This is a genomic window from Stenotrophomonas sp. ASS1 (assembly GCF_004346925.1).
In the GTDB taxonomy this organism is placed as follows: Bacteria; Pseudomonadota; Gammaproteobacteria; order Xanthomonadales; family Xanthomonadaceae; genus Stenotrophomonas; species Stenotrophomonas maltophilia_A.
Genome location: NZ_CP031167.1, coordinates 3,976,631 through 3,997,999, shown reverse-complemented (window position 1 = coordinate 3,997,999; position 21,369 = coordinate 3,976,631). Strand labels below are relative to the sequence as shown.

Here is a 21,369-nt window from a genome sequence, read left to right as displayed (position 1 = left end):
TCGGGATGTCCTCGATATGCGCCAAGCGTACGCTGGCCATTCCCCTACGTACACCCGCGTTCCGTGAACTATCTTTTCCCGATCCTCGCCTGCCTGCTGTGGGGCGCGAACACCATCGTCACCAAGCTCGCCTCGGACTCGGTCGGCCCCATCGACATCGGCTTCTTCCGCTGGCTGGTCGCGGCGGTGGTCCTGCTGCCGTTGGCGCTGCCACGTCTGCGCGAAAACCTGCCGACCGTGCGCGCCAATCTCGGGCGCTTCCTGGTGCTGGGCTGCCTGGGTGGGGTGATGTACCAGTGCCTGGCCTACTATGCGGCGCACTTCACCTCGGCCACCAACATGGGGGTGATCCAGGCGCTGATTCCGTTGATCGCGCTGGCGCTGTCGCGCGTGTTCATGGGCCATCCGGTGCGAGGCACTTCCATTCTTGGCGCGGTGATCTCCACTGCCGGTGTGGTGGCGGTGGTCTCGCAGGGCGACCTGGCGCGGTTGGCAGCGCAGGGCCTGAACCGCGGCGACGCGATCATGCTGATCGGTGCATTGGCGTTCGCCGCCTACAACGTGCTGATGCAGCGCTGGAAGATTCCGCTGTCGGTGCTGGAGTCGCTGTTCCTGCAGGCCACCGCTGCATCGCTGATCCTGTTGCCGGTACAGCTGCTGGTCGGCACCGGGGTGAATAACCTCACGGCGGTCGGCTGCATCGGCTTCGCCGCCGTGTGCGCTTCGATCCTGGCGCCGCTGACCTGGATGACCGGATTGTCACGCCTGGGCGCTGCGCGCGTCTCTGGCTTCTTCAACCTGGTGCCGATCGTGACCGCCGCGCTGGCTGTACTGCTGCTGGGCGAATCGCTCAGTGGCTGGGTACTGGGCGGTGGCCTGCTGGCGGTGTCCGGCGTGGTGTTCGCCGAGTACAGCGCCAGGCGCGCCGCCGCAGTGCCGAGCGAGCAGCCCGCATAGGGCTTCGGTCATGCGGGATACGTGTCTCCGCTCAGCGCCTGTTCCACCCGCTGTTGCAGCGCGTCTGCATCATGGCCGCGTTTGCCCTGCAGGCTGAGATACAGCGAAAGCGGGTCCACCACATCGCCAATACTGGTGAATGCCGGCGGATAGGCCCAGATCTGCAGCCGTGCGCTCTGAAGGCAGTCCGGGCCGGGCATGGGAAGTGCGCCCAGCAACCGCCACGCATCGATGTGCAGTGCGCGGGTGCCACCGATCGGGGGCGGTGACGTTTCAGCAAGCGCATCGAGGCCTGCCATCGGCGCCGGATGCCCCGCATCGCGGAGTGCCTCGGCGGTCGGGCCCCAGCAGACATCCACTTCCTTCAGGATGGGGGAACGCAGGAACGGCTGTGCCCTGGCCCAGACCTCGTCGCGGTTGCCGGCCAGCTTCAGGAAGCGCTCGCGGCCCCCGGTGGAGCGTTCAACCAGGCCGCGACCGACCAGTTCGGCAGACAGGCGCGACGCCGTCATCGAGGTGTAGCCGGCGACGGCACTGATCTCGCGCGGCGACCACCAGCGCGACTGGCCGCTCAGCAGCACGTGGATCAGTACGGCCTGCGCCGAAGGCAGCAGCGAGATGGCTTTCTTCTCATGATCGGGGTCGTCGCGGAACTCAATGGCCAGGCTCGGCGCGAACAACTGGGTGTGCGGGACCACGAAGTCGATGTGGTTCTCGACCAGGAAGCGGCGCTGGGTCGGCGTGAGATAGGGCGAGACGTACAGCACCAGTGCATTCGCTGCAGAGCGCAGGCAGCGCACATCCTGGATCACACGGGTGCTGGATTCGCCCGGCTCGCGGGCCACGGCGAGCATGGCGGGGGTTTCCCCGTACAGCATCAGCCCGGCGAGGTGGTAGCGCGATGCCATCGCGTGGGGAATGGCATGCAATGAAGCAAGTGGATGCACTGCCGAGGCGAGCCCGGGGAGAATCCTGCGCAGGTACCGCTGCGCGTCAGCGACCAGGTCGGTCAGGCCGGTGCGAACTGCCGTCGTCATCTCGTACTTCCCTTGCGGCGGCATGTCCGGAAGATCGGAACCCGGCCACACCGTCACATTCAGTGGTGAACCTGGAGACGGGTGTGCAGTGTCGGGGCGCGTGGCGATCCATGCGGTCCTGCTCCTTAGCCGTCATGACATCAAGTGTTGCCGGGAACCTTGGAGATTCCGTCGAAAAACGATGGAGATTGGGTGGAGGCGGTGTGCATCGTGGCCGGCGGACTCCCCTTCCGCCGGCCACGAGCACGGACCTGCCCGTCAGAAGCGCTGCGAGTACTTCACGTACACGGTGCGGCCGATATCGAAGCCGCCGTAATAGGGGAAGGAGCTGGACGGCTTGGAGAACATGATCGGGCCTTGGTGGTTGAACACGTTGTTCGAACCCAGCGCCACGGTGCCGTCCCACGGCAGCTTGTAGCTGACCTGGATATCGTGGAAGGCATTGGAACCGACCTTGCGCAGGGCATCCGGCTCACCGTAGGCGTAGCGGTCGGGCAGGGTGCACGGACGGTTCGGTACGCAGTTTTCAACCATGCCGGAGTAGTAGCGCACGGTGTACTGCGTACTGAAGTTGCCGAGCTGCCAGTTCACACCCAGGTTCGAGCGCAGGCGGGAAATTCCCGGCTGGCCGATCCGGCCCATCATGATCGTATCGCCGGCGGAGTTCTGGTTCTCCTCGTCGTACTTGGAGACATAGCTGTTCTGCAGGTCGATGGTGAAGCGGCCGAACGAGAACTCGGGCAGGCGGTAGCGGATACCCAGGTCCCAGCCTTCGGTTTCCATCGAGCCCAGATTGGCCAGACCGTAGAACATGCTGGTGATGTGGCCATCGCCAGCGCGCTTGACGCTGCCACAACGCGAAGCGTTGCCGAGCACGTAGCAGTCACGCAGGATGCGGTCGACGCTGTCCTGGATGATCATGTTGGTGATCTTGTAGCTGTACCAGTCGAGGTTGATGTCCAGCCCGTCCACCCAGCGCGGGCTCCAGACCACGCCCACGGTCTTGCTCTTGGACTCTTCCGGGCGCAGCTTCGGATCGGAGCCGGTGGTGAACTCGTCAGGCGTGGCGCACGGATAGCTGGCGCAGGGCTTCAGGCTCTGGTTCAGCTGCTGGTAGCCCAGCGGGACGCCGGCGGCGTTGCAGGCGGCATTGCCGTTGACGCTGTTGGTGGCGCCGATGCCGCACGGGTCGACATAGGTTTCGAAGCTGGTGCCCAGGCCGCCATACAGATCGGAGATGCTCGGTGCGCGGAAGCCTTCGGCGAAGGTGCCACGGATCATGAGCTCTTCGATCGGACGCCAGGCGAAGCTCGCCTTGGAGTTGGTGGTGCTGCCGAAGTTGCTGTAGTCGGAGTAGCGCGTAGCCAGGTTCACGGTCAGTTCCTTGGCGAACGGCAGGTCGCGCAGGATCGGCACGTTCACTTCGGCGAAGAACTCGTTGAGGCTGTAGTCACCGGCGGTGGTGGATGCGCCCAGTGCAGTGCTCTGGCGCGACTGGGCGAAGGCATCGGGCACGAAGCGGCCTTCTTCCTTGCGGTACTGATACCCCAGGGCGACGGACAGGTCACCGGCAGGCAGTTCGATCACCGGGCCGGAGATGTTGGCGAAGTAGCTGCGGGTCTTGGTGATGCCGGTATCGTTGAACGTCGGGAACAAGAAGCGCTGCAGTTCGGGATCGGAGAGAGAGCCAGCCCCCGCGACCCCGAACGGCAGCAAAGGATTCCAGGCCAGGCAACCCGAGACCGGCGATGCCGCCGTGCCACACCGGGCCACACCGTTGGCATCGAGGTAGGAGGGCCCCAATGCCTGCCGGGAAGCGATCAGGCTCATGTCGCCACGGCCTGTTTTTGTAACTTCATTGCGGTTGAACAACGCGCCGACTTCCCAGTCGTATGTCTTGGTCCCCAGCTCGAAGTAGCCGGACAGACTGGGTGCAACCCGCAGCGACTTCAGCTTGCTTTCGGTCGTGCGCGGCACTTCCCACAGGCGGCGATTGAACGCGATGCCGTGGTCGAGCGGGTTGAATACGCTGGCCGCGTCCAGGGGCGTGCCGAACTTGGTCGACTGGTACGGGTAGCCCGCGATCTGCTGGTCGGTGATGCGCTCGTTGTAGCCGATGTCGGCAGTGAACTTGATCTGGTCGGTCAGCGCGTAGTCCGTGCTCAGGAACAGCGAGCGGCGCTCGATGCCGGTCTGCAGGTGCATCTGGTCGTTGCCGTTGGCGAACTCGGCCGGCGTGATCGGGTGGTAGTCGTTCGGGTTCTTCGGATCGCCGCCACGATTGAGGGTCTTGAATACGGCATCACCGGTATTGCACTTGTAGAGCGCCGGGTCGCACCACGAACCGTTCTGGCTGATGTTGCTCCAGTCCGCGCCCGGGTAGTTGGGGCCGGCGCCACCGTACCGGGAGAACTCCCGGTCGCGGGCAAACACCGGGTCTGACTTCTGGTATTCCAGTGCGAGCGTGTACCCGCCACGCTCCCCACGGGCGCCGGTGACCAGCGAGAATGTGCTGTCCTTGCCATCGCCCTGGCTGAACTGCCCGTGCTGCATGGACACTTCCAGGCCTTCGTAGTTCTTGCGGGTGATGATGTTGACCACGCCAGCGATTGCATCCGAGCCGTACAGCGAGGAGGCGCCGTCCTTCAGCACGTCGATGCGTTCCACCGCGCTCATCGGAATCTGGCTGAGATCCTGCAGGCCGCTGGTGGTGGCGCCGAGCCGCTTGCCGTTGACCAGAACCAGGGTGCGCGTGGCACCCAGATTGCGGATGTTGACGTAGTAGCCACCAACGTTCTCGCCGGACGCCAACGCGCGCGCACGCGAAATGGTCGGCGCGCCGGTGGATGTCAGGTTCTGCAGCAGGTCGGCGATGGTGGTGAAGCCCTGCTGCTCGATCATCGCGCGGGTGATGGCGATGATCGGCTGCTGCGTTTCGATATCCACGCTGCGGATGGCCGAACCGGTAACCTGGATGCGATCGAGGTTCTTCGGTGTTTTATCGCTGTCATCCTGCGCATGCGCGGCCGGTGACCAGGCAGCGGCCAAGGCCGTGCCCACTGCCAGGGAAAGCAGGGTGTACTTGTAGTGCATTTGGCTCTCTCCAAATCCAGTTGAATGGGTTTCCGCATCGCTGCGTGGAAACCGATCTGAAATCCCGCTGTGCGGAATCGGAAGGAACCTAACACTCCGTTTACAACTCGATTACGTTATGGACGCGTTATCGTCGCGCGCCGGATACAGCGTTCATGCACAGGCCATGCACGAAACCGCGACGGGCACCAAGGGTGCTCTGCTTCAGTCTGGCTGCGGGCTGATGACAGACTCCAGGAGACATCCGATGAATACCCCCGGCAAACCAAGACCCACGTGGAAGCAGTGGCATGTGCTGTTGCTGGTGCTTGCCATCGCACTGTTGGTGACGCTGATCATCGTCATTGCGCCATGGTGAGTCGTCGGCGTTCTGCTCAGGTACCGTGAACGCGGAAATGCGACGGGATGAAGGAGTCAGGGCGCGTTGAGGGTGGTGATGCATGCATCAATTCGTACTCACCCAATCGGCACATTCAAACCTCCACAGTGGTCCCGAAGGCAACGCACTCGCGCTGTCATTCTCCATAGACCATCGAGCACACAGGAGCGATTCCATGAGCACCCAGTCCACCATCGAACACCGCCTCAACGATCTGATCGAGATCGCCCGCGACGGAAAGTCGTTCTACGAGGAAGCTGCGACCAAGGTGAAGGATGCCGAACTGTCGGCCCTGTTCACTCGTATTGCCGGCGTCAAGGGCCGCATCGTCGCCGCACTGAGTGGCTCCGTTGCTGCCAGCGGTGGCAAGCCGGCCGAGCACGGCACCGTGGTCGGTTCGATGCAGCAGTTTTATGGCAAGGTCCGCGCTGCATTCGGCGACACCAACTATGGTTACGTGGCCGAGCTGGAAGAGTCCGAAGACCGGCTGCTTGGCGCGTTCAAGGACGTGCTGAAGGACAACGAACTGCCGCCGGCTGTGCGCCAGGAAGTCACCCAGCTTCTGCCTGAAGTGCAGGAGTGCCATAACGTGATGCGTGCTCGCAAGCACGCCATGAAGGCGGCCTGACGATCATCGGCGGCCTTCTCCCCGGGGCCGCCACGGTCGGGGCAGCGTGGCTGCCCCGGCCAACCTGGAGGCGGCGTGCAGGACTCAGCGTGGCGCATCGGGCGCGATGTCCTGCAGGTGCAGAACGCGCCCCATCAGCTCGCTGAAGATGGGAGCTGCGACCGCTCCACCACCGTAGCCTCCGCGGCGTGCATCGGGATCGTCCACTACCACGGCGACCGCATAGCGTGGATGTCGCGCTGGTATGACCCCCGCAAACAGGGACATGTAGTGGCGCGCGTATCCACCGGCAGCCGCCTTGCGCGCGGTTCCGGTCTTTCCGGCGATGGCATAGCCGCTGATGCGGGCCCGCGTCGCGGTGCCGCCGGGCTCGGTGGTGGTGGCAATCATGTCCATCACCTGGTCGGCCACGTTTGCAGGCATGGCACGGCTCACCGCTGTTGCGCGACCATGCTCGAAGGTCGGTTGCACGCGCAGGCCGTGGTTGGCCAGCGTCGCGTAGGCATTGGCCAGCTGCAGCGTGGTCATCGACAGCCCGTACCCATAAGCCAGGGTCTGCTTGCTGGTGCCGCTCCATGCAGCAGGAGCGGCCAGCACACCGTTGCGCTCGCCGGGAAATCCGCTGCCCGAGACATGCCCTGCGCCCAGTGCGGCAAACATCGCGTGCAGCTGCTCGCGGCTCAGGCGGTGCGAAATCAACGATATGCCCACGTTTGAGCTTTTCTTCAGGACGTCGCTGGTATCCAGTACGCCCAGATCCCGATAGTCACGGGTGGTGAAGCGCCCATTGCGGATCCAGCCTGGGTGGGTGTCGAACGTGCTGGCAGACGTGATCACGCCGGCCTCGAGCGCTGCAGCCACGGTGAAGGGTTTCACCGTGCTGCCTGGCTCGAACACATCGGTCACCGCACGGTTGCGGCGTGCATCGGCGGCGCCGGTACCGGGCGCATTGCTGTTGTAGGTGGGCCAGTTGGCCATCGCCAGGATCTGGCCGGTACCGACTTCCAGCACCACGATGCTGGCGGCAGCCGCGCCGTAGCGCTGTACTGCCGGTCCGAGTCCTGCCTGCAGGATGTGCTGCATACGGCTGTCCAGCGACAGCACGATGTCCTCGCCGGGACGCGCCGGACAGCCACGGTCGCGCAGTTCGACCGGGCGGCCCTTGCGATCGATGATGACGTCACGGTAGCCGGCCTGTCCGCTCAGGCGCGCGTCGAACAGGCGCTCAAGGCCTTCAAGCCCACGGCCTTCGATATCGGTGACGCCGACGGTCTGCGCGAACAGCTCCGACTGTGGATAGAAGCGTTTGAACTCCTGCTGCAGGTGGACGCCTATGGGGGCCCTGGCCTGCAGTGCTTCAAGGCGGGCTGGATCGCCGCGACGAAAGCCAGGCAGATAGACGAAGCGTCGTTGCCGGTTGCGCGCCAGCAGTCTGGTCAGCACCGTCGCATCGGCATCCAGTACCGAGGCCAGCTGCTCGACTGAACCTGATGCGTCGAAGAAGGCGCGCGGATCGATCCACAGGGATGCCACAGGAGCCGATCCGGCAATGACGATGCCGTGGCGGTCGTACAGCGTTCCGCGATGCGCGCGCAGCGGATGGTGGCGGAGCATCCGTGCTTCGGCCTGGTGCCGGTAGAAGTGGTGATGGATGATCTGGACGTCAGCGGCCCGCGCCAGCAGCAGGCCCGCCAGCACGGCCAGTGCGGCGCAGGTCAGGCGGTAGCGGCATCGGAAGTCATGGGCACGCGCGCGACGTGGCGCCATGGTAGGGGTGCGCATGCGATGGAGCATCGAGACAATGGTTACAGCAGTTGCCCGGCGATGTAGGCCAGCAGCGCGGAAGCACGGTCGATGACATTGGCGTGGCTGCGGCCATCGGCAACAGCCATGCAGGCGATCTCCGCATCGCGCAGCGTGGCCAGCCGGTCCTGCAGGACCGGATAGGGTTCGGCCGTGCGATAGGTTGCGGTGTAGCCGGCATCCAGCAGCGGCTGGACCTGCACGGGATGGCTGTCGTGCTGGTTGCGCAGGGTGTGGTCGATCCGTGCGACATCACAGGAGGCGATGGCGTTGAACGCGTACTCCCATGCCACGGCGTTCGCCATGCCCTGGTCGATCTGGCTGAGCAGCGCTGCACGAGGTGGTTCGATGGGAGAACTGGACGATGCCGCCCCTGTGGTGGCTACCGGCATGGCGAACAGAAACAGGATCAGCGGGAGGTTCAGTCGCATGCGCGCGGCTCCGGGCGTTGCAGGAGGGATGGTGCTTCTGCCGCAGACCGGCTACGGCCCAGCAGCAACACCGCAAGGCTGGCCAGCAGCGCGGCGATGGCCGACGTCCACAGTGCACTGGCAAATCCATGGCTGTAGATCGCCTGTGCGAAGGCGGCGGTGCGCGTATCGGCGAAGGTGCCGGTAGCGATCGCATCGGCCATGGGCAGTACGTTGCGCGCGGGAACCGCCGCGGACAGTGCGCTGCGGATGCCCAGGCTCAAGGCACTGGACAGTACGGTGAATCCGAGCAGGATGCCGACAAAGCGCGTGGTCGCGCTGATGCCAGAGGCCATGCCGGCGCGCTCGCGCGGTGCCGCGCCGATGATGGCTTTGGATGTCTCGCCATTGAGGATGCCGCCGCCGGCACCGATCACCACCATTGCGACGAGTGCCAGCCACGGCAGGTGCTGCCACGCGGCCAGTCCGGCCACGGCATTGCCCGCGGCGGTGACCGACAGCCCGATCGCCAGCACCGCCGGACTGGTCAGATGGCGACCGAGCCGCCGGCCCACGCTGGGAAACAGCAGCATCGCCGCAGCGAACGGAAGCATGCCAGCACCGGCAGCCAGTACGCTCAGGCCGATGCCGTTCTGCAGGTACTGCGGCAGCATCGATGCCATCACCTGTGCGCTGACCGAATAGCCGACCATGGCAATGAGTGCGCCGACGAAACGCGGACTGGCCAGCAGCCCGAGATCGACCATGGGATGTGACCGTGCCCGTTCAACGATGACGAAGGCAACAGCCATGATGATGGCCAGGCCCAGCCCAATCAGCGCCGGGGCCGATGTCCATCCTTCTGCCAGTCCTTCCACCAGGAAGAACACGATGCCGAAGATGGCAGCGCTGAACGTGATGATGCCGGGCGGATCGAGCGGGCGGACCACGCTGTCTGACGACTCGGGTATCCAGCGCAGCGTGCCGTAGCCGAGCAGGCCCAGGAACGGCAGGATCGCGACGAACACCGCGCGCCAGCCCCAGAGTGCGGACAGCACGCCGCCGATCAGCGGTGAGAGCACCATCATCACGCCCATGGCTGTGCCCCAGAACGCCCATGCAGTGTCCTTGGCGGCCCCCTCGTGGTACGTGTGGCCGATGATCGACAGCGAGGGTGCCAGCAGAAAGGCTGCACCAATGCCCTGCAGAGCCCGCGCCAGGTAGAGCAGGGCAGCACCGGGCGCCAGTGCGCAGAGCAGAGAGGTGAGGGCGAACAGGCTGATGCCGATCAGCAGCACCCGGCGGCGGCCGTAGCGGTCGGCGACAGCACCGGCGGGCAGCAGCAGTGAGGTGAAGGACAGGATGTAGGCACTGATCACCCACTCGATATCCGCGAATCCGGCGTGCAGGTCACGCGCGATGCTGGGCAATGCGACCGCGACGGCATTGGTCTCCAGCACGGTCATCGTGCAGCCCAGCGAGGCCACCAGCAGGACCGCGTCAGGCAGCGTGTGCCGTGCAGGCAAAGGGGGAGGAGAGGGCGGCACCGGTCACTCGCAGGAAGGGGAGGACGGCCATTCCATCAATGATCGGTGTTTGTTTCATTCTCGGTGTTTTCTGGTTACGTTAGCTTGAACCTAACGAAATGCCGCCCATGGAACGCCGTCACCTGGAGTACTTCGTCACCCTGGCCGAGGAGCTGCACTTCGGTCGTGCGGCTCTGCGCCTGGGAATTGCCACTCCCACGCTGAGCGTGCAGATCCAGGACATCGAGCGTCGGCTCGGCACGCGCCTGTTCGACCGCGGCCGGCGCGAGGTGCTGCTGACCTCGGCAGGCGAGGTGTTCCTGGCGGAAGCCCGCGATGTGCTGCGCCGGTTCGAACAGGCCGAAACCCTGGGCCGGCGCGCGGGGCGGGGTGAGATCGGCAAGATCGAGATCGGCTACGTCGGCTCGGCGCTGTATGCCGGAGCATTGCAGGATCAGCTCAGCCGGTTCCGCAGCCGCTACCCGGGCGTGGAACTGCAGGTGAGCGAATGGCCGATGGGCGAGCTCCCGCAGCTGCTGCAGGAAGGACGGGTGGATGTGGTGTTCTGCCGGCCTCCGATGGATGTGCCCGACAGTTTCGGCGAACACACCCTGGTCGAAGACCAGTTCTGCGTGGCCCTGCCGGAAACCCATCCGCTGGCGCAGGCCCGGTCGCCGGTTCAGCCGGCGTCATTGGCCCGGGAGGGTTTCGTCATGCCGGAGCAGCCGGTGGGCGCAATGGAAGTCGGGCGCCGCGGCGGGTTCATTCCACGTATCCGTTCCCAGCCCGGGCATCTGGCGGCGGTGTTGGCCGAGGTGTCGGTCGGCGTTGGTTCGGTGGCGATCGTGCCATCGGTACTGCAACGCACGCTGGTGCTGCCCGGAATGATCTATCTGCCACTGGCGGGCCCCACCATCGTCTCGACCATCGCTGTGCAGTACCGGCGGGCAGAGACTTCGCCCGTGGTGCGACGGCTGATCGAGCAGGTGAAGGAGACACCGTGCAGGCGCATCGACATGTTGCCCCTGGCCTGAGCGCCGCGCGGCAGGTGGACGATTGCTACACTGGTGCCACCTGCATTCGCATTCGATGGACACCATGAACAACGGGAACGGTCCGCAGACAGTTCGCTGAGCCGCAACAACGATGCAGACGTTGTTGCGGTGATCATCCCTGCGATGCACGCGAATTGGATGGATCACCGCCGGATTCACTCTGGGCGGAGACTCCCCATGTTCAATCGACAGGCCCCGCGTTGGGCCCACCCGCTGCCATCGGCCATTGTGCTGATGGCGCCGTTCGACCTCCTGGCCTCGCTGGCCATGGACATCTATCTTCCTGTGGTGCCGGTGATGCCGCAGGCATTGCAGACATCACCGACGCTGGTGCAGCTCACATTGAGCATCTACCTGCTGGTACTTGGCCTCGGCCAGTTGCTGTTCGGCCCGTTGTCCGACCGCATCGGGCGGCGGCCGGTCCTGTTGCTGGGGGCGTTGCTGTTCGCGCTTTCGTCGTTCGCGCTGGCCATGTCCAGCAGTGGCGCGGCATTCCTGGCCTGGCGAACCGTACAGGCGGTGGGGGCGTCGGCGGCACTGGTGGCGACCTTTGCCACGGTGCGTGATGTGTATGCTGATACAGCCGAAGGCGCGTCGCTGTACGGGCTGTTTGCCTCGATGCTGGCCTTCGTGCCGGCGCTGGGACCGATCCTCGGCGCGCTGCTGGCAGGCGCCTTCGGCTGGCGCGCGATCTTCGTTCTGCTCGGGGTACTGGGCATGATCGCCGGCATGCGCGCGGTACGGCATTGGCAGGAAACCCGCCCGCAGTGCCGGGACGCGTCGCGACCCGCGCTACGACGCATCCTCGGCAGCGGCGCGTTCTGGGTCTATACGCTGGGCTTCAGTGCGGGCATGGGCACGTTCTTCGTGTTCTTCTCGGTCGCGCCCCGGCTGCTGGTCGGGCGCATGCAGTACTCGCCGCTGTCGTTCAGCCTGGCCTTCGCCACGGTGGCGCTGGTGATGATCGTCACGGCGCGGATGGCGAACGTGTGCATTGCCCGCTGGAACGTGCGCGGTACCTTCCTGCGTGGCCTGTGGGTGATGGTGGCCGGCGTACTGCTGATGGCGTTGGCCGCAGCGTGGCCTCCCTCGTTCGTCGGAGTGGTGCTGCCCATGTGGGGCATTGCGGTGGGGCTGGTGATGGTGGTTTCGGTGGCTGCAAGCGGCGCGCTGCGTGATTTCGCCGATGCGTCAGGTACGGCGGTGGCCCTGTACTACGCCGTGCAGAGCCTGATCGTGGCAGGCATCGGCACGCTGGTTACCCTTGTGCTGCCCGGCGATACCGTGTGGCCGCTGGTGGCCTATGGGTTGCTGTTGCCACTTGCCAGCCTGGCAGGTGCCGCCGCGCTGCGGCATCGCGCATAACGCTGGGTGGCGGGCAAAAAAGGGGGCGGCCGCAAGGCCGCCCCAACCCGTCAAGAGAGCACGTGTTTAGAAGCGCACAGACCAGCGTGCGGTGGCGCCATGGTCGCGGCTTTCACTGCCGAACTGGCCGCTGTAGCCCAGCTCCAGCTGCTGCCGCGGGGTCAGCCACGCTGCCAGGCCCAGCTCGGCCACGACGGCGTTGTCGGCAATCGGTGCGCCCTCGACTGCAAAGGTGGTGCTGCTGTTGGCGAAGGCCAGGTTGGCCACCTGGCTGCGGTCACCGAAGGCGCGGCGATAGCCCACGCCACCGCGCAGGTGCAGCCAGCTGTCCTGCTGGAACGATGCCTTCAGGCCCTTGTCGAAGCGCAGGCCAGCGGTGGCGATGGTGGTGCCGGTGTCGTCCACCTTGCCGTGCAGTGCGGCCGCGCCGCCACGCTCGTTGATCTGCTTCAGGTCCACTTCCACGCGGGCGACCTGCAGGTATGGCTCCAGCCCGCCTTCCGCATTGCCGAAGCGGTAGCCCGCTTCGATGAAGGCCTGGCGCGTACGTGCGTTGTAGCGCGCGCTGAGGCTGTCGCTGAAGCCGGCGAAGGCAACATCACGCGTGCTCTTCACTTCGTTGCGGCTCCATGCCACGCCACCACGCAGGCCGAAGCCGCCCCAGGTGTGGCTGGCATAGGCGCCGAAGTGCGTGTTGTCGATCTTCGACTTGGCACGACGCTCTTGCTGCTTCACGTCGGTGCGGCCTGTACCGGCCAGCACGCCGATCTGCCAGCCACCGAACTCGCGGTCGATGCCGACCAGCAGGCCGTTGCTGTTGGCGTCGGTGCGCGCGGTGTTGCTGTTGCCATCCAGCTTGCTGTTGCCGCCCAGTGCCTGCACCCAGGCGCCGGTGGCATCACCCGCATCGGCACCGGGTGCGGTGGCACCGGCACGACGTGACAGTGCGGCATCGCGCACATAGCGGCTGCCCTCGACCAGGGCCAGCGCCGTGGCCGGATGCAGCTCGCCGCTGAGGCCATCGAGCACGCCACCCACCTGTTGCGGGAACAGTTGCGTCAGCGGCTTGGGCAGGCCCTGGTTGATCGCCAGTCCATCGGCCACGGCCGCGGCCGCACGCTGGTTCGGCGTGGTGGCGGCGCTGGCGAGCGAGGCACCCCGGGTCACGTCGATGCGGGTGCCATTGGCGCCGTAGGCCAGGCTGAACTGCAGGAACGGCGAGAACGCGCTGAAGTCGGTTTTCGCGAACTGGCCGCTGACACCGCCGTCGGCGCGGATGAAATTGAACTGCTCGCCGAGGTAGTAGGTACCCGGCTCCGGCAGTGCGACCAAGGTGCCGCCGAGAGTGGCGGTGCCGGTTACGTGCAACTGGTCACTGCGGCCGCCCGGAGCAAGTTCGGCGGCATAGACGCCGGTTGCGCCCTGCACGTAGTCGCCGTTGATGGTCAGCGTGCCGATCGAATTGCCGGGCGCGATGATGCCGTCCACACGGGTGTTGCCCAGCGTGCCGATGCCCTTCAGCAGGCCGTTGGCACCGACCGTGGTGGTGCCGCCGGTCTGCGTGCCGTTGAAGGACACCACGCCACCGTTGACCGTCAGGTTGCTGTCCTTCAGCAGGCCGCTGCTGCTGACCGTGCTCACGCCTCCGGTGGTGTTCAGGGCGGTGGAGACCAGCGAGCCGTTGAGCAGGAACTGGCCACCCTGAACTTCGACCGCTGACGTGAGTGTGTTGGTGCCGTTCAATTCCAGCGTGCCGTCCTGCAGCACTGCGCCGTTGAAGGTGTTGCCACCACTCAGGCGCAGCCAGCCGATGCCGGACTTGGTCAGCTTGCCGGGGCCGCCGATGTCGTTGGTCCAGTCATCCCAGGCATCGCCTTCCCACACCTTCAGGCCACCGGCCTTCTGGTTCATCACCACGTTGGTGTCCACGCGCAGCGAGCCGTAGCCTTCGATGGCCTTGCGCAGGTCCATCAGGCCCCAGCCATAGATCTCATCGATGCCCGGTGCGCCCAGATCGCGCGCGGTGGTCAGCAGCACGTCGCGGACCTGCGCGCTGTCCAGGTAGGGGAAGCGTTCGAACAGCAGACCCAGCGCGCCGGTTACATGGGGCGCCGCCATGGATGTACCGCTCAGGTTCCCGTAGGCATACGTAGGGGCCTGACCGGAGACCTCGAGGATCACATTGCCATTGTCCTCGCGGGGACTGGCATCGATGACCGAATCTTCGCCATAGACCGTCGAATTGATGTTCGAACCCGGCGCGGCCAGGCACCAGTTGGCGGCCAGGCCGCAGCGCATGGAACGATTGCTCAACTCCAACGCCTGGTTGACGTTCACTACGGCCAGCCAGTAAGGCTCGATGTCAGTGAATGCGCGTGGCATCGATGCGTACATGCCTGCAATCGGCGCCTGCTCTGACGAGGGATTGACCGCGTCGGTGTTGCCGGCAGCCCATACTTGGATCAGTCCGCGGGCACGAGAGCCTTCCGCTATCGCGCCAAGGCTGTCCGCAAGATCAGGGTGCGACAGATAGAAGTCGAGTTTCGCGGCGGTATCGGGCTCGTTGGTCAGGCCCCAACTGTGGTTGACCGCGCGCACGTGCTGCTCGTTGAGCTGAGCATAGAGCTGCGGGAAAACCGAATCTGAGGCGCCGAGCCCGGCGACCGATTTGCTGTCCAGGTACAGTCCGCCATTGCGCTCGACGACGGTCAAGTAGTTCACGCTGTTGGCAAACAGGCGGGCTACGGTGAGGTCAGCGCCGAACGCCACGCCGTGCATGCCGTTGCCATCGCGGTTGGCGGCGATGGTTCCGGATACGTGGGTGCCGTGCACGTTGTAGCCCGGACCCTCGAAGTAGCCGTTGCGATTGAGCAGGTTCTTGTAGGCCGGGTCAATGAGGGTGTAATCGATGGCGACCTGATTGCCATCGCTGGCGAAGCAGGCATCCGGGCCGGCAAGTATCTCGCTGCCGCATAGGCTGCCATCGGCCAACACATCGGCCAGACGGAGGCTGCGATGGTTCTTCCCGGCGAACTCCGGGTGGTCGAGGCCTGTGCCACTGTCGAACACACCCAGGCGTATACCGGTACCGGTCAGGCCACGCGCGTAGGCATGGTCCGCGTTTGTCGCACCCAAACCCCAGTCGGCATTGAATTCATCCGTGCGCCAACTGGATGGGTCACCCGCATTGCCGGGAATCGTCGTGGTGCTGGCAACCGCCGTGGCTGCTGCAACCGGCAACTGAGGCGGGGCAGAAGGGATCGCCGACATGGCCGGTTGCGCCCAGGCCGCCTGCAACTGGCGCTGTTGCTGCCAGGTGTCGAGTGATTCGCTGGCGATGGCGGGCGTGGCAGCAGCCAGCAACAGGGAACTGGCCACAGCCAGCGCGAGGCGGCTGTGCAGGGGAGAACGGGAGTGGGACGAACGGCCGTGCAGCGGGTGATTCATCGGACAACTTCCTTGATTGACGGACAACAAGGCCGTTAACCCCGCAGCGCGCCGATCACCCCCAGTGGTGTGAAAGAAATTTAATGAATAGGTTAATGTTCCGTGACACGGGCGTTCACTCCATCTCCCGAAGGCCTCGCTGCCGTGGCCCGGCCTGGGCTCACCAGGCTTATCAAGGAGTGATGTCGATGCGTACTTTCAGGAAAATGATCGCGGGTGCGGTGTTCGCCTTGGCCTGCAGCGGTTCGGTTGCTGTGGCTGGGCCGATTCCGCCATGCGATCTTCCCTGTTGGAAGGCTTACCAGGCGTGTCTGTCCGGTGGCGTTGATGCGATGGAATGCCAGTACGAATACGATCGTTGCATCATGGATCGCTGCGGCGCTGAGTAAGCAGTGGCAATGCAGGATTGATGACGAGCCCCGTCCCTGACGGGGCTCTTCTGTTTCAGCGCCGCCCGCTTGCAGGCCATGCACGCAGCAGCGAGGATGGGGAATCGCATCGGAGCCGCCGCACATGGCCGTCAAACGTGTCGTCGCCAACATCGCCACGCCTGACCCTGCGCGTGCCGCAGCGTTCTATGGCGAGCTGCTGGGCATGCCGGTGGTGATGGACCACGGCTGGATCGTCACCCATGGCGGCGAGGGCAGCGCGCTGGCGCAGGTCAGCTTTGCCGCTGAAGGGGGATCCGGCACCACGGTGCCGGACCTGTCGATAGAAGTGGACAATCTGCAACAGGTACTGGAACGCATGCGCGCGGCCGGCATCCCGCTGGAATATGGCCCCGCCGATGAGCCCTGGGGTGTGCGCCGCTTCTTCGTCCGTGACCCGTTCGGGCGGTTGTTGAACATCCTCGCCCACATCTGAGCAGCAGAAAGCCCGTCAGCGACGTTTGGCACCGGTTGGTGGCACGCCGACCATGCGCAGGCAATCATCCACCACGGCGGCGATGAAGGCATCGGCATCCTGTGCGGGTGTGGCGATCAGGTCGTCGGTGGCGCCGTGCACGCCGGCATAGATCAACGAGGCGGTGACTTTGGGCGCTGGAAGCTGCCACAGAGCTGCGGCATTGCCTGCTTCGAGGATGCCCAGCAGTTGCTGCTGGATCGCACTGCGTTCGGCGTTGCCACGCTGGTGGTGGTGATGGTTGGCGTACACCACGTCGTGCAGTGCATGGGTGCGCACATAAAGTTCGATGTTGGCGCGGATCCAGGCGCGCAGGCGCGCTATGCCATCGCTGGCCGGGTAATGCTGCACGGCGCGGTCGACGTCTTCCATGAAACGCCGGGTATAGCGCTGCGCCAGCGCCTGCAGAATCTCGGTGCGCGAGGCGAAATAGGTATAGAAGGTGCCCTTGGCAACGTCGGCTGCGGCGACGATGTCGCTGATGGTGGTGGCATCCACTCCCTTTGACAGGAACAGCGCCTGCGCGGCGTCCATCAGTTCTTCCTGGCGGGTTTCCGCAGGTTTGGTGCGTGGCCTGGCGACAGCTGGGGTCTGCATGGTGGGCAAGGTCCGGGTGCGACGGGAGCCATTCTAGCTGGCCTGTCGCACCGACTGACCGTCAGTCATTGACCGACGGTCAGTCAGTGGCTAGGATGCGCACACATCCTTCCCCCGGGAGCCGTACATGCGACGTTTCCAGCGGCCGGCCCTGGTGCTGGCGGCCTACCTCGGCACATTCCTCGCCTCGCTGGACATCAGCATCGTCAACGTCGCCCTGCCGACCCTGCAGCAGGCGTTGAATACCGACATGGCCGGCCTGCAGTGGGTGATCAATGCGTATGCAATCGCGCTGTCGGCGTTGATGCTGTCGGCGGGGCCGCTTGGGGACCGTTACGGTCATCGGCGGATGTGGCTGCTCAGCGTCGCCACCTTCACGCTGGGGTCGCTGCTGTGCGCCTGTGCCGGCAATCTTGCGACCCTGGTAGCTGGACGCGCAGTGCAGGGCATCGCTGGCGCGTTGCTGATTCCCAGCGCGATGCCGATTCTCAGCCATGCATTCCCGGATCCGCGCCAACGTGCACGTGCGATCGGTGGCTGGTCGGCGTTCAGTGCGCTGGCCCTGGTGCTTGGCCCGCTGCTGGGCGGCGTGCTGGTACAGCGCGTCGGATGGCCCAGCATCTTCCTGATCAACCTGCCGTTGGGCCTGCTCGCGCTGGCGCTGGGCGCCTGGGGAATTCCGGAGCGGCGGCATCCGCAGCACGCTGCGCTGGACCCTGCCGGGCAGCTGCTCAGCGTCGTCGCGCTGGGTACGCTGAGCTATGGCCTGATCGCGATCGGCGCGCATGGCCTGCTGGCCCCGGTGACGCTGCTGGCGCTGGGCGTGGCAGCTGCCGGGTTGATCCTGTTCGGCATCGTCGAACGCCGGGTGGCACGCCCATTGCTGCCGCTGGACCTGTTTGCCGACCGCCGCTTCGGCATGTTCAACCTGGCCTCGTTCGTGCTGGGCTTCACTGCCTATGCCAGCCTGTTCTTCCTGTCGCTGTTCTTCCAGCAGGCACAGGGGCATAACGCTGCGCTGGCAGGCTCCCAGTTGGCCCCGCAGTTCCTGTTGATGGGTGCCGTCTCGCTGTTGTTCGGGCGTCTGGTCGCCCACCTCGGGCTGCACGCCGCGCTGGTGCTGGGCTATTCCCTGGCCGGGGCGGCGCTGTGCGCGATGGCCACGTTCGAACCGGCTACTTCGCACGCCTATTCCAGTGCTGTGCTGGTGCTGCTTGGCATTGGAATGGGGCTGGCAGTGCCGGCGACCGGCATGGCGGTCATGGCCAGCGCGCCGGTCGAGCGCGCGGGTATTGCCTCAGCCACGATGAACGCGTTACGTCAGGCAGGCATGAGCCTGGGCATCGCGCTGCTGGGCAGCCTGATGGGCCAGCGCGCCGTGCAGCAGTTCGCCGCGTCCGCGCAGGCGGCCGGGCAGCGGGAGCTGGCGGCACAGGCGCGCGAACTGATTCTGCAACCGGGCTCGATGCACGCCACGCCACAGATGCTGACGTGGTATCGCAGTGCGATGGCCAGTGGTTTCGGATGGGCGATGGCTGTGGCCGGTGCGCTGGCCCTGCTTGCGGCGCTCGGGCTGTATCGGCAGCGCGCACCGGCCTGACGCGCTGCATTCAGCCCTGCTGGCGTTGCGGACCCGCTGCCGTGCGTTCGATCTCCTGAGGCTGTTGTTGCTGCTGGCGCGCATTGGCGTGGCGAGCGTGTCCACCTTCACGACCGATCTCGGCCATGTGCTGGCGGTTGCGGCTGATCGCCTCGCCGCCTTTGCGGCCTGCGACACGTGCCTCGGCCGGACTGAATTCATGCGCGTTGCCGGAGGCATGTGCGGCGCGCCCGCCCTTGGCAGCGATCGCGCGCTGCTTTTCCTGGTCCATTGATGCGAAACCCCGGTTGGAGCTGCGCGGGTTCTGCTCAGTCATGTGAAATCTCCTGCGGTGTGGGCGTCGCCTTCGTAGACGACGGCATCCATGCTTGGCCATCGCACGCTAAGTCCAGGTCGCCATCTTCGCCCCGGTTTTCACGCGCCCTGCGCACGGGGCTGATCAGGCAGCCATTCAGGCGGGCGCTGCCTTCGCTGCCGCCAGTGCCATGCCACTGACCACCGACCCGATCGTCTCTACGTCTGCCAAGGGAGCTCCCTGGTTCAGTCGCGCCTGCAGAGCTCCGTGGGAGACGGCGAAGACGATCGCTTGGCCGAGCAGGGCGTGGGTACGCAGCACCGTCTCGGCGCTGGATGGTTCGCTGCCGCGCAGGCACGCTACGCACGCGGCCAACGTGGAGTGCAGGGGTTCGAACAGCGTACGGTGGGCACTGGCGAACGCCGCCGTCGGTTGGATCTGTTCGCGCGCCAACAGCAGCGTGCGTGGACCTGCATCCGGCGCCGAAAGCAAGGCATGGACGAATGCCCGCATCAACTGCTGCAGCTGCTGCGCGGCCTGCCGCGCGCCGTTGGGTGGCGTTGCCGGCAGCGGCAATCGCTCGGCAATGGCTTGAGCGCAGCGCTGCAGTACGGCGGCATACAGTTCCTGCTTGCCACCGAAGTGATAGGGAATGGCTGACTGGCTGCAGCCGGCCATGTCCACCAGCTGGCGGGTACGCACACCCTCCACGCCGAACGCGCTGAACAGCTGCAGCCCCGCGTGCAGCAGTCGGGCTCGGGTCTGCCCGCTGCGCGTCTCGGCCGCGCGCCGCCGTGCCGGTGTCTGCAGATGGGCGATGAACTCAGGCATCGGCCTGCATCAGCCGTGTCGAGTTTTCATTGAGCGCGGTACCCGCGTCCGCGCCGACGATGACCGTACCGCCGATGTTGGCCATGTGCCGGCCGAATGCACAGTTCGGTTCGAAGGCGAAGCACATGCCGGCCTGCAGGGGCAGTTCGCGCCCGACAGTCGGCAGCGGCGCGATGTGCGCATAGCGCGCGGCCTCCGGCAGCGCTTCGATGCCCGGTGCACGGCCGAAGCCAATCGGTCCATAGGGGTTGAGGCTGTGGACCAACGGATGCACGTGCCAGCCGCCCGCCTCCAGCAGGGGCGCTTCCATCGCGTCGACGACATCGCCGAAGGTATTGCCCACGCGCAGTGCGGACAGGCCTGCTTCGTAGCTGCTGCGGGCGACGGCAGCGGCGCGATGGATGTCGTCGTGCACCTCGCCAATGGCAACCGCGGCCTGATGCTGGGTTTCCATCAGCCCGTACAGTGCGAAGATCTCCGACAGCACCAGGTCACCATCGCGCAGAATGCGCGGCGGCTGCGCACGATACTGCCAGGCGGGTGGTCCCCAGCCCACATACTCGGGACCCGAGCCGAGCAACACCTCGGCGGTATAGCCCCCCAGCGAGAAACAGGCGGCTGTCACTGCGGCAACCAGTTCGGCTTCCGAAACACCGGGGCGAGCAGTGGCACGCAGCGCCTCGCTCATGGATTCACCGATCCAGGCGGCATGCGCAATCAGCGCCAGTTCCTCCTGGCTCTTTACCGAGGCGCGCTGGAAGAACGCACGATATACCGGTACGAATTCCGCGTTCGGCACCGCCGCCTGCATGCCCTGCAGGGTGCGCGCGGGCATCGCGCCGTCGAAGTAGAACGGTGGATAGGGCTCCAGCCCCAGCACGCCGATACGTGCCGTGTGCAGGCCACATTGCTGCAGCCAGCGGCCAACCTCCAGACCGGATTTGCCAACCCACAACTGTTCGGGTGCGATCCACTGCAGGTCGCCGCGCAGGCAGGCCTGCAGGTGGTCGGCAATCATCAGCGAGGCAAAGGTGAACACCCGTGGCGGCTGGTCGCCGACGAACACCACGATCGAGCCGGGCCGGTCATTGGTGAAGTAGCAGTCCGGCGAGAACCCGGCCGGTGCGGCGGCTTCCCGGTCGCCATGCACAACCAGGGCATCGAGGCGTTCACTGGCCATGAGGTCGCGGGCCAGGGCCCAGCGGCGGTCGCGTTCCATCAGGCTGAGCGGTGCGGGCGGCGTGCGCATGAGGAGTATTCCAGGGGAAGGAGCGCGCAGGCTCGATCACGCAGATGAATGAATCAACCGCTTGAATCGGCATTGCACGTGCGCTGCTGCGGGGGCAGCTGAAGTCGGCGATTGCGCAGCGTTGTCGATGATCGTGATGGGGCCACCGTTGCTGTTGATAGGATGCGCAACAACGCCACTCGCCTGGCCACGAC

The 21,369-nt window shown here is 65.5% G+C and carries 17 protein-coding genes; 7 read left to right on the top strand and 10 right to left on the bottom strand.

All coding sequences use genetic code 11. The annotated features are described in order from the left end of the window. The first annotated feature begins 63 nt into the window (after positions 1-63). The gene (locus MG068_RS18445; protein ID WP_049423736.1) at positions 64-957 is read left to right on the top strand and encodes a DMT family transporter; all 894 of its coding nucleotides are present in this window, start codon (positions 64-66) and stop codon (positions 955-957) included. Positions 958-965: 8 nt separating this feature from the next. Here the strand turns inward: MG068_RS18445 and MG068_RS18440 are convergent, their stop codons facing one another. Then, positions 966-1,994 (bottom strand): IclR family transcriptional regulator, encoded by a 1,029-nt coding sequence (locus MG068_RS18440; RefSeq protein WP_049423782.1) that lies wholly within the window; start codon positions 1,992-1,994, stop codon positions 966-968. 258 nt (positions 1,995-2,252) lie between these two features. After that, complete coding sequence (locus tag MG068_RS18435; protein ID WP_132810835.1) at positions 2,253-5,087, bottom strand: TonB-dependent receptor; 2,835 nt, start codon at positions 5,085-5,087, stop codon at positions 2,253-2,255. Between the two features lie 554 nt (positions 5,088-5,641). Here MG068_RS18435 and MG068_RS18430 point away from each other — a divergent pair. Next, positions 5,642-6,094 (top strand): PA2169 family four-helix-bundle protein, encoded by a 453-nt coding sequence (locus MG068_RS18430; protein ID WP_005419568.1) that lies wholly within the window; start codon positions 5,642-5,644, stop codon positions 6,092-6,094. An 84-nt stretch (positions 6,095-6,178) separates the two neighbouring features. Here the strand turns inward: MG068_RS18430 and MG068_RS18425 are convergent, their stop codons facing one another. Genes MG068_RS18425 through MG068_RS18415 form a run of 3 tightly spaced genes read right to left on the bottom strand, consistent with a single transcriptional unit; the run spans position 6,179 to position 9,854 of the window. Then, a complete protein-coding gene (locus MG068_RS18425) occupies positions 6,179-7,876 on the bottom strand; it encodes a peptidoglycan D,D-transpeptidase FtsI family protein (protein WP_240792091.1) in 1,698 nt (565 codons plus the stop codon). A gap of 23 nt (positions 7,877-7,899) precedes the next feature. Continuing rightward, positions 7,900-8,328 carry a hypothetical protein gene (locus MG068_RS18420; protein ID WP_132810833.1) on the bottom strand — a complete coding sequence of 143 codons (429 nt, stop codon included), beginning with the start codon at positions 8,326-8,328 and terminating at the stop codon, positions 7,900-7,902. Then, positions 8,319-9,854, bottom strand: coding sequence for an MFS transporter (locus tag MG068_RS18415; RefSeq protein WP_240792090.1), 1,536 nt, complete (start codon positions 9,852-9,854; stop codon positions 8,319-8,321). The genes MG068_RS18420 and MG068_RS18415 overlap by 10 nt, the downstream gene beginning before the upstream one ends. A gap of 107 nt (positions 9,855-9,961) precedes the next feature. Between MG068_RS18415 and MG068_RS18410 the strand changes: the two genes are divergently transcribed. Together MG068_RS18410 and cml are read left to right on the top strand one after the other, a co-directional pair. After that, positions 9,962-10,867, top strand: a complete 906-nt coding sequence (locus tag MG068_RS18410) for a LysR family transcriptional regulator (protein WP_032128595.1) — start codon at positions 9,962-9,964, stop codon at positions 10,865-10,867. A gap of 198 nt (positions 10,868-11,065) precedes the next feature. Then, a complete protein-coding gene (cml, locus tag MG068_RS18405; protein ID WP_049401065.1) occupies positions 11,066-12,253 on the top strand; it encodes a CmlA/FloR family chloramphenicol efflux MFS transporter in 1,188 nt (395 codons plus the stop codon). 66 nt (positions 12,254-12,319) lie between these two features. Here cml and MG068_RS18400 read toward each other — a convergent pair whose 3' ends face one another. Continuing rightward, a complete protein-coding gene (locus MG068_RS18400; protein WP_132810832.1) occupies positions 12,320-15,700 on the bottom strand; it encodes an autotransporter domain-containing protein in 3,381 nt (1,126 codons plus the stop codon). 188 nt (positions 15,701-15,888) lie between these two features. Here MG068_RS18400 and MG068_RS21295 point away from each other — a divergent pair, with 188 nt between their 5' ends. Together MG068_RS21295 and MG068_RS18390 are read left to right on the top strand one after the other, a co-directional pair. Then, positions 15,889-16,089 (top strand): hypothetical protein, encoded by a 201-nt coding sequence (locus MG068_RS21295; RefSeq protein WP_132811159.1) that lies wholly within the window; start codon positions 15,889-15,891, stop codon positions 16,087-16,089. 124 nt (positions 16,090-16,213) lie between these two features. Beyond that, positions 16,214-16,564, top strand: a complete 351-nt coding sequence (locus MG068_RS18390; RefSeq protein WP_132810831.1) for a VOC family protein — start codon at positions 16,214-16,216, stop codon at positions 16,562-16,564. Between the two features lie 15 nt (positions 16,565-16,579). On the opposite strand, the gene MG068_RS18385 is transcribed toward MG068_RS18390, so the two are convergent. Next, positions 16,580-17,200 carry a TetR/AcrR family transcriptional regulator gene (locus tag MG068_RS18385; protein ID WP_132810830.1) on the bottom strand — a complete coding sequence of 207 codons (621 nt, stop codon included), beginning with the start codon at positions 17,198-17,200 and terminating at the stop codon, positions 16,580-16,582. A gap of 127 nt (positions 17,201-17,327) precedes the next feature. On the opposite strand from MG068_RS18385, the gene MG068_RS18380 reads away from it, so the two are divergent. Then, positions 17,328-18,800, top strand: a complete 1,473-nt coding sequence (locus MG068_RS18380) for an MFS transporter (RefSeq protein ID WP_132810829.1) — start codon at positions 17,328-17,330, stop codon at positions 18,798-18,800. 10 nt (positions 18,801-18,810) lie between these two features. On the opposite strand, the gene MG068_RS18375 is transcribed toward MG068_RS18380, so the two are convergent. From MG068_RS18375 to MG068_RS18365, 3 genes are all read right to left on the bottom strand, one after another. Then, positions 18,811-19,116, bottom strand: a complete 306-nt coding sequence (locus MG068_RS18375) for a KGG domain-containing protein (RefSeq protein ID WP_032128582.1) — start codon at positions 19,114-19,116, stop codon at positions 18,811-18,813. Between the two features lie 135 nt (positions 19,117-19,251). After that, positions 19,252-19,926: a CerR family C-terminal domain-containing protein gene (locus MG068_RS18370; RefSeq protein ID WP_049401068.1), complete on the bottom strand. Its 675-nt coding sequence runs from the start codon at positions 19,924-19,926 to the stop codon at positions 19,252-19,254. After that, entirely contained in the window at positions 19,919-21,175 is a 1,257-nt protein-coding gene (locus MG068_RS18365) for a M24 family metallopeptidase (protein ID WP_049423757.1), read from the bottom strand. Before MG068_RS18365 ends, MG068_RS18370 begins: the two co-directional genes overlap by 8 nt. Positions 21,176-21,369 lie beyond the last annotated feature (194 nt).

Bases quoted from the DNA above. Each gene is read 5' to 3' on its own strand.
- MG068_RS18400 (WP_132810832.1), bottom strand. From the start codon at position 15,700: ATGAATCACCCGCTGCACGGCCGTTCGTCCCACTCCCGTTCTCCCCTG.
- MG068_RS18370 (WP_049401068.1), bottom strand. From the start codon at position 19,926: ATGCCTGAGTTCATCGCCCATCTGCAGACACCGGCACGGCGGCGCGCG.
- MG068_RS21295 (WP_132811159.1), top strand. From the start codon at position 15,889: ATGCGTACTTTCAGGAAAATGATCGCGGGTGCGGTGTTCGCCTTGGCC.
- MG068_RS18440 (WP_049423782.1), bottom strand. From the start codon at position 1,994: ATGACGACGGCAGTTCGCACCGGCCTGACCGACCTGGTCGCTGACGCG.
- MG068_RS18410 (WP_032128595.1), top strand. From the start codon at position 9,962: ATGGAACGCCGTCACCTGGAGTACTTCGTCACCCTGGCCGAGGAGCTG.
- MG068_RS18420 (WP_132810833.1), bottom strand. From the start codon at position 8,328: ATGCGACTGAACCTCCCGCTGATCCTGTTTCTGTTCGCCATGCCGGTA.
- MG068_RS18425 (WP_240792091.1), bottom strand. From the start codon at position 7,876: ATGCGCACCCCTACCATGGCGCCACGTCGCGCGCGTGCCCATGACTTC.
- MG068_RS18430 (WP_005419568.1), top strand. From the start codon at position 5,642: ATGAGCACCCAGTCCACCATCGAACACCGCCTCAACGATCTGATCGAG.
- cml (WP_049401065.1), top strand. From the start codon at position 11,066: ATGTTCAATCGACAGGCCCCGCGTTGGGCCCACCCGCTGCCATCGGCC.
- MG068_RS18435 (WP_132810835.1), bottom strand. From the start codon at position 5,087: ATGCACTACAAGTACACCCTGCTTTCCCTGGCAGTGGGCACGGCCTTG.
- MG068_RS18365 (WP_049423757.1), bottom strand. From the start codon at position 21,175: ATGCGCACGCCGCCCGCACCGCTCAGCCTGATGGAACGCGACCGCCGC.
- MG068_RS18385 (WP_132810830.1), bottom strand. From the start codon at position 17,200: ATGCAGACCCCAGCTGTCGCCAGGCCACGCACCAAACCTGCGGAAACC.
- MG068_RS18375 (WP_032128582.1), bottom strand. From the start codon at position 19,116: ATGACTGAGCAGAACCCGCGCAGCTCCAACCGGGGTTTCGCATCAATG.
- MG068_RS18380 (WP_132810829.1), top strand. From the start codon at position 17,328: ATGCGACGTTTCCAGCGGCCGGCCCTGGTGCTGGCGGCCTACCTCGGC.
- MG068_RS18390 (WP_132810831.1), top strand. From the start codon at position 16,214: ATGGCCGTCAAACGTGTCGTCGCCAACATCGCCACGCCTGACCCTGCG.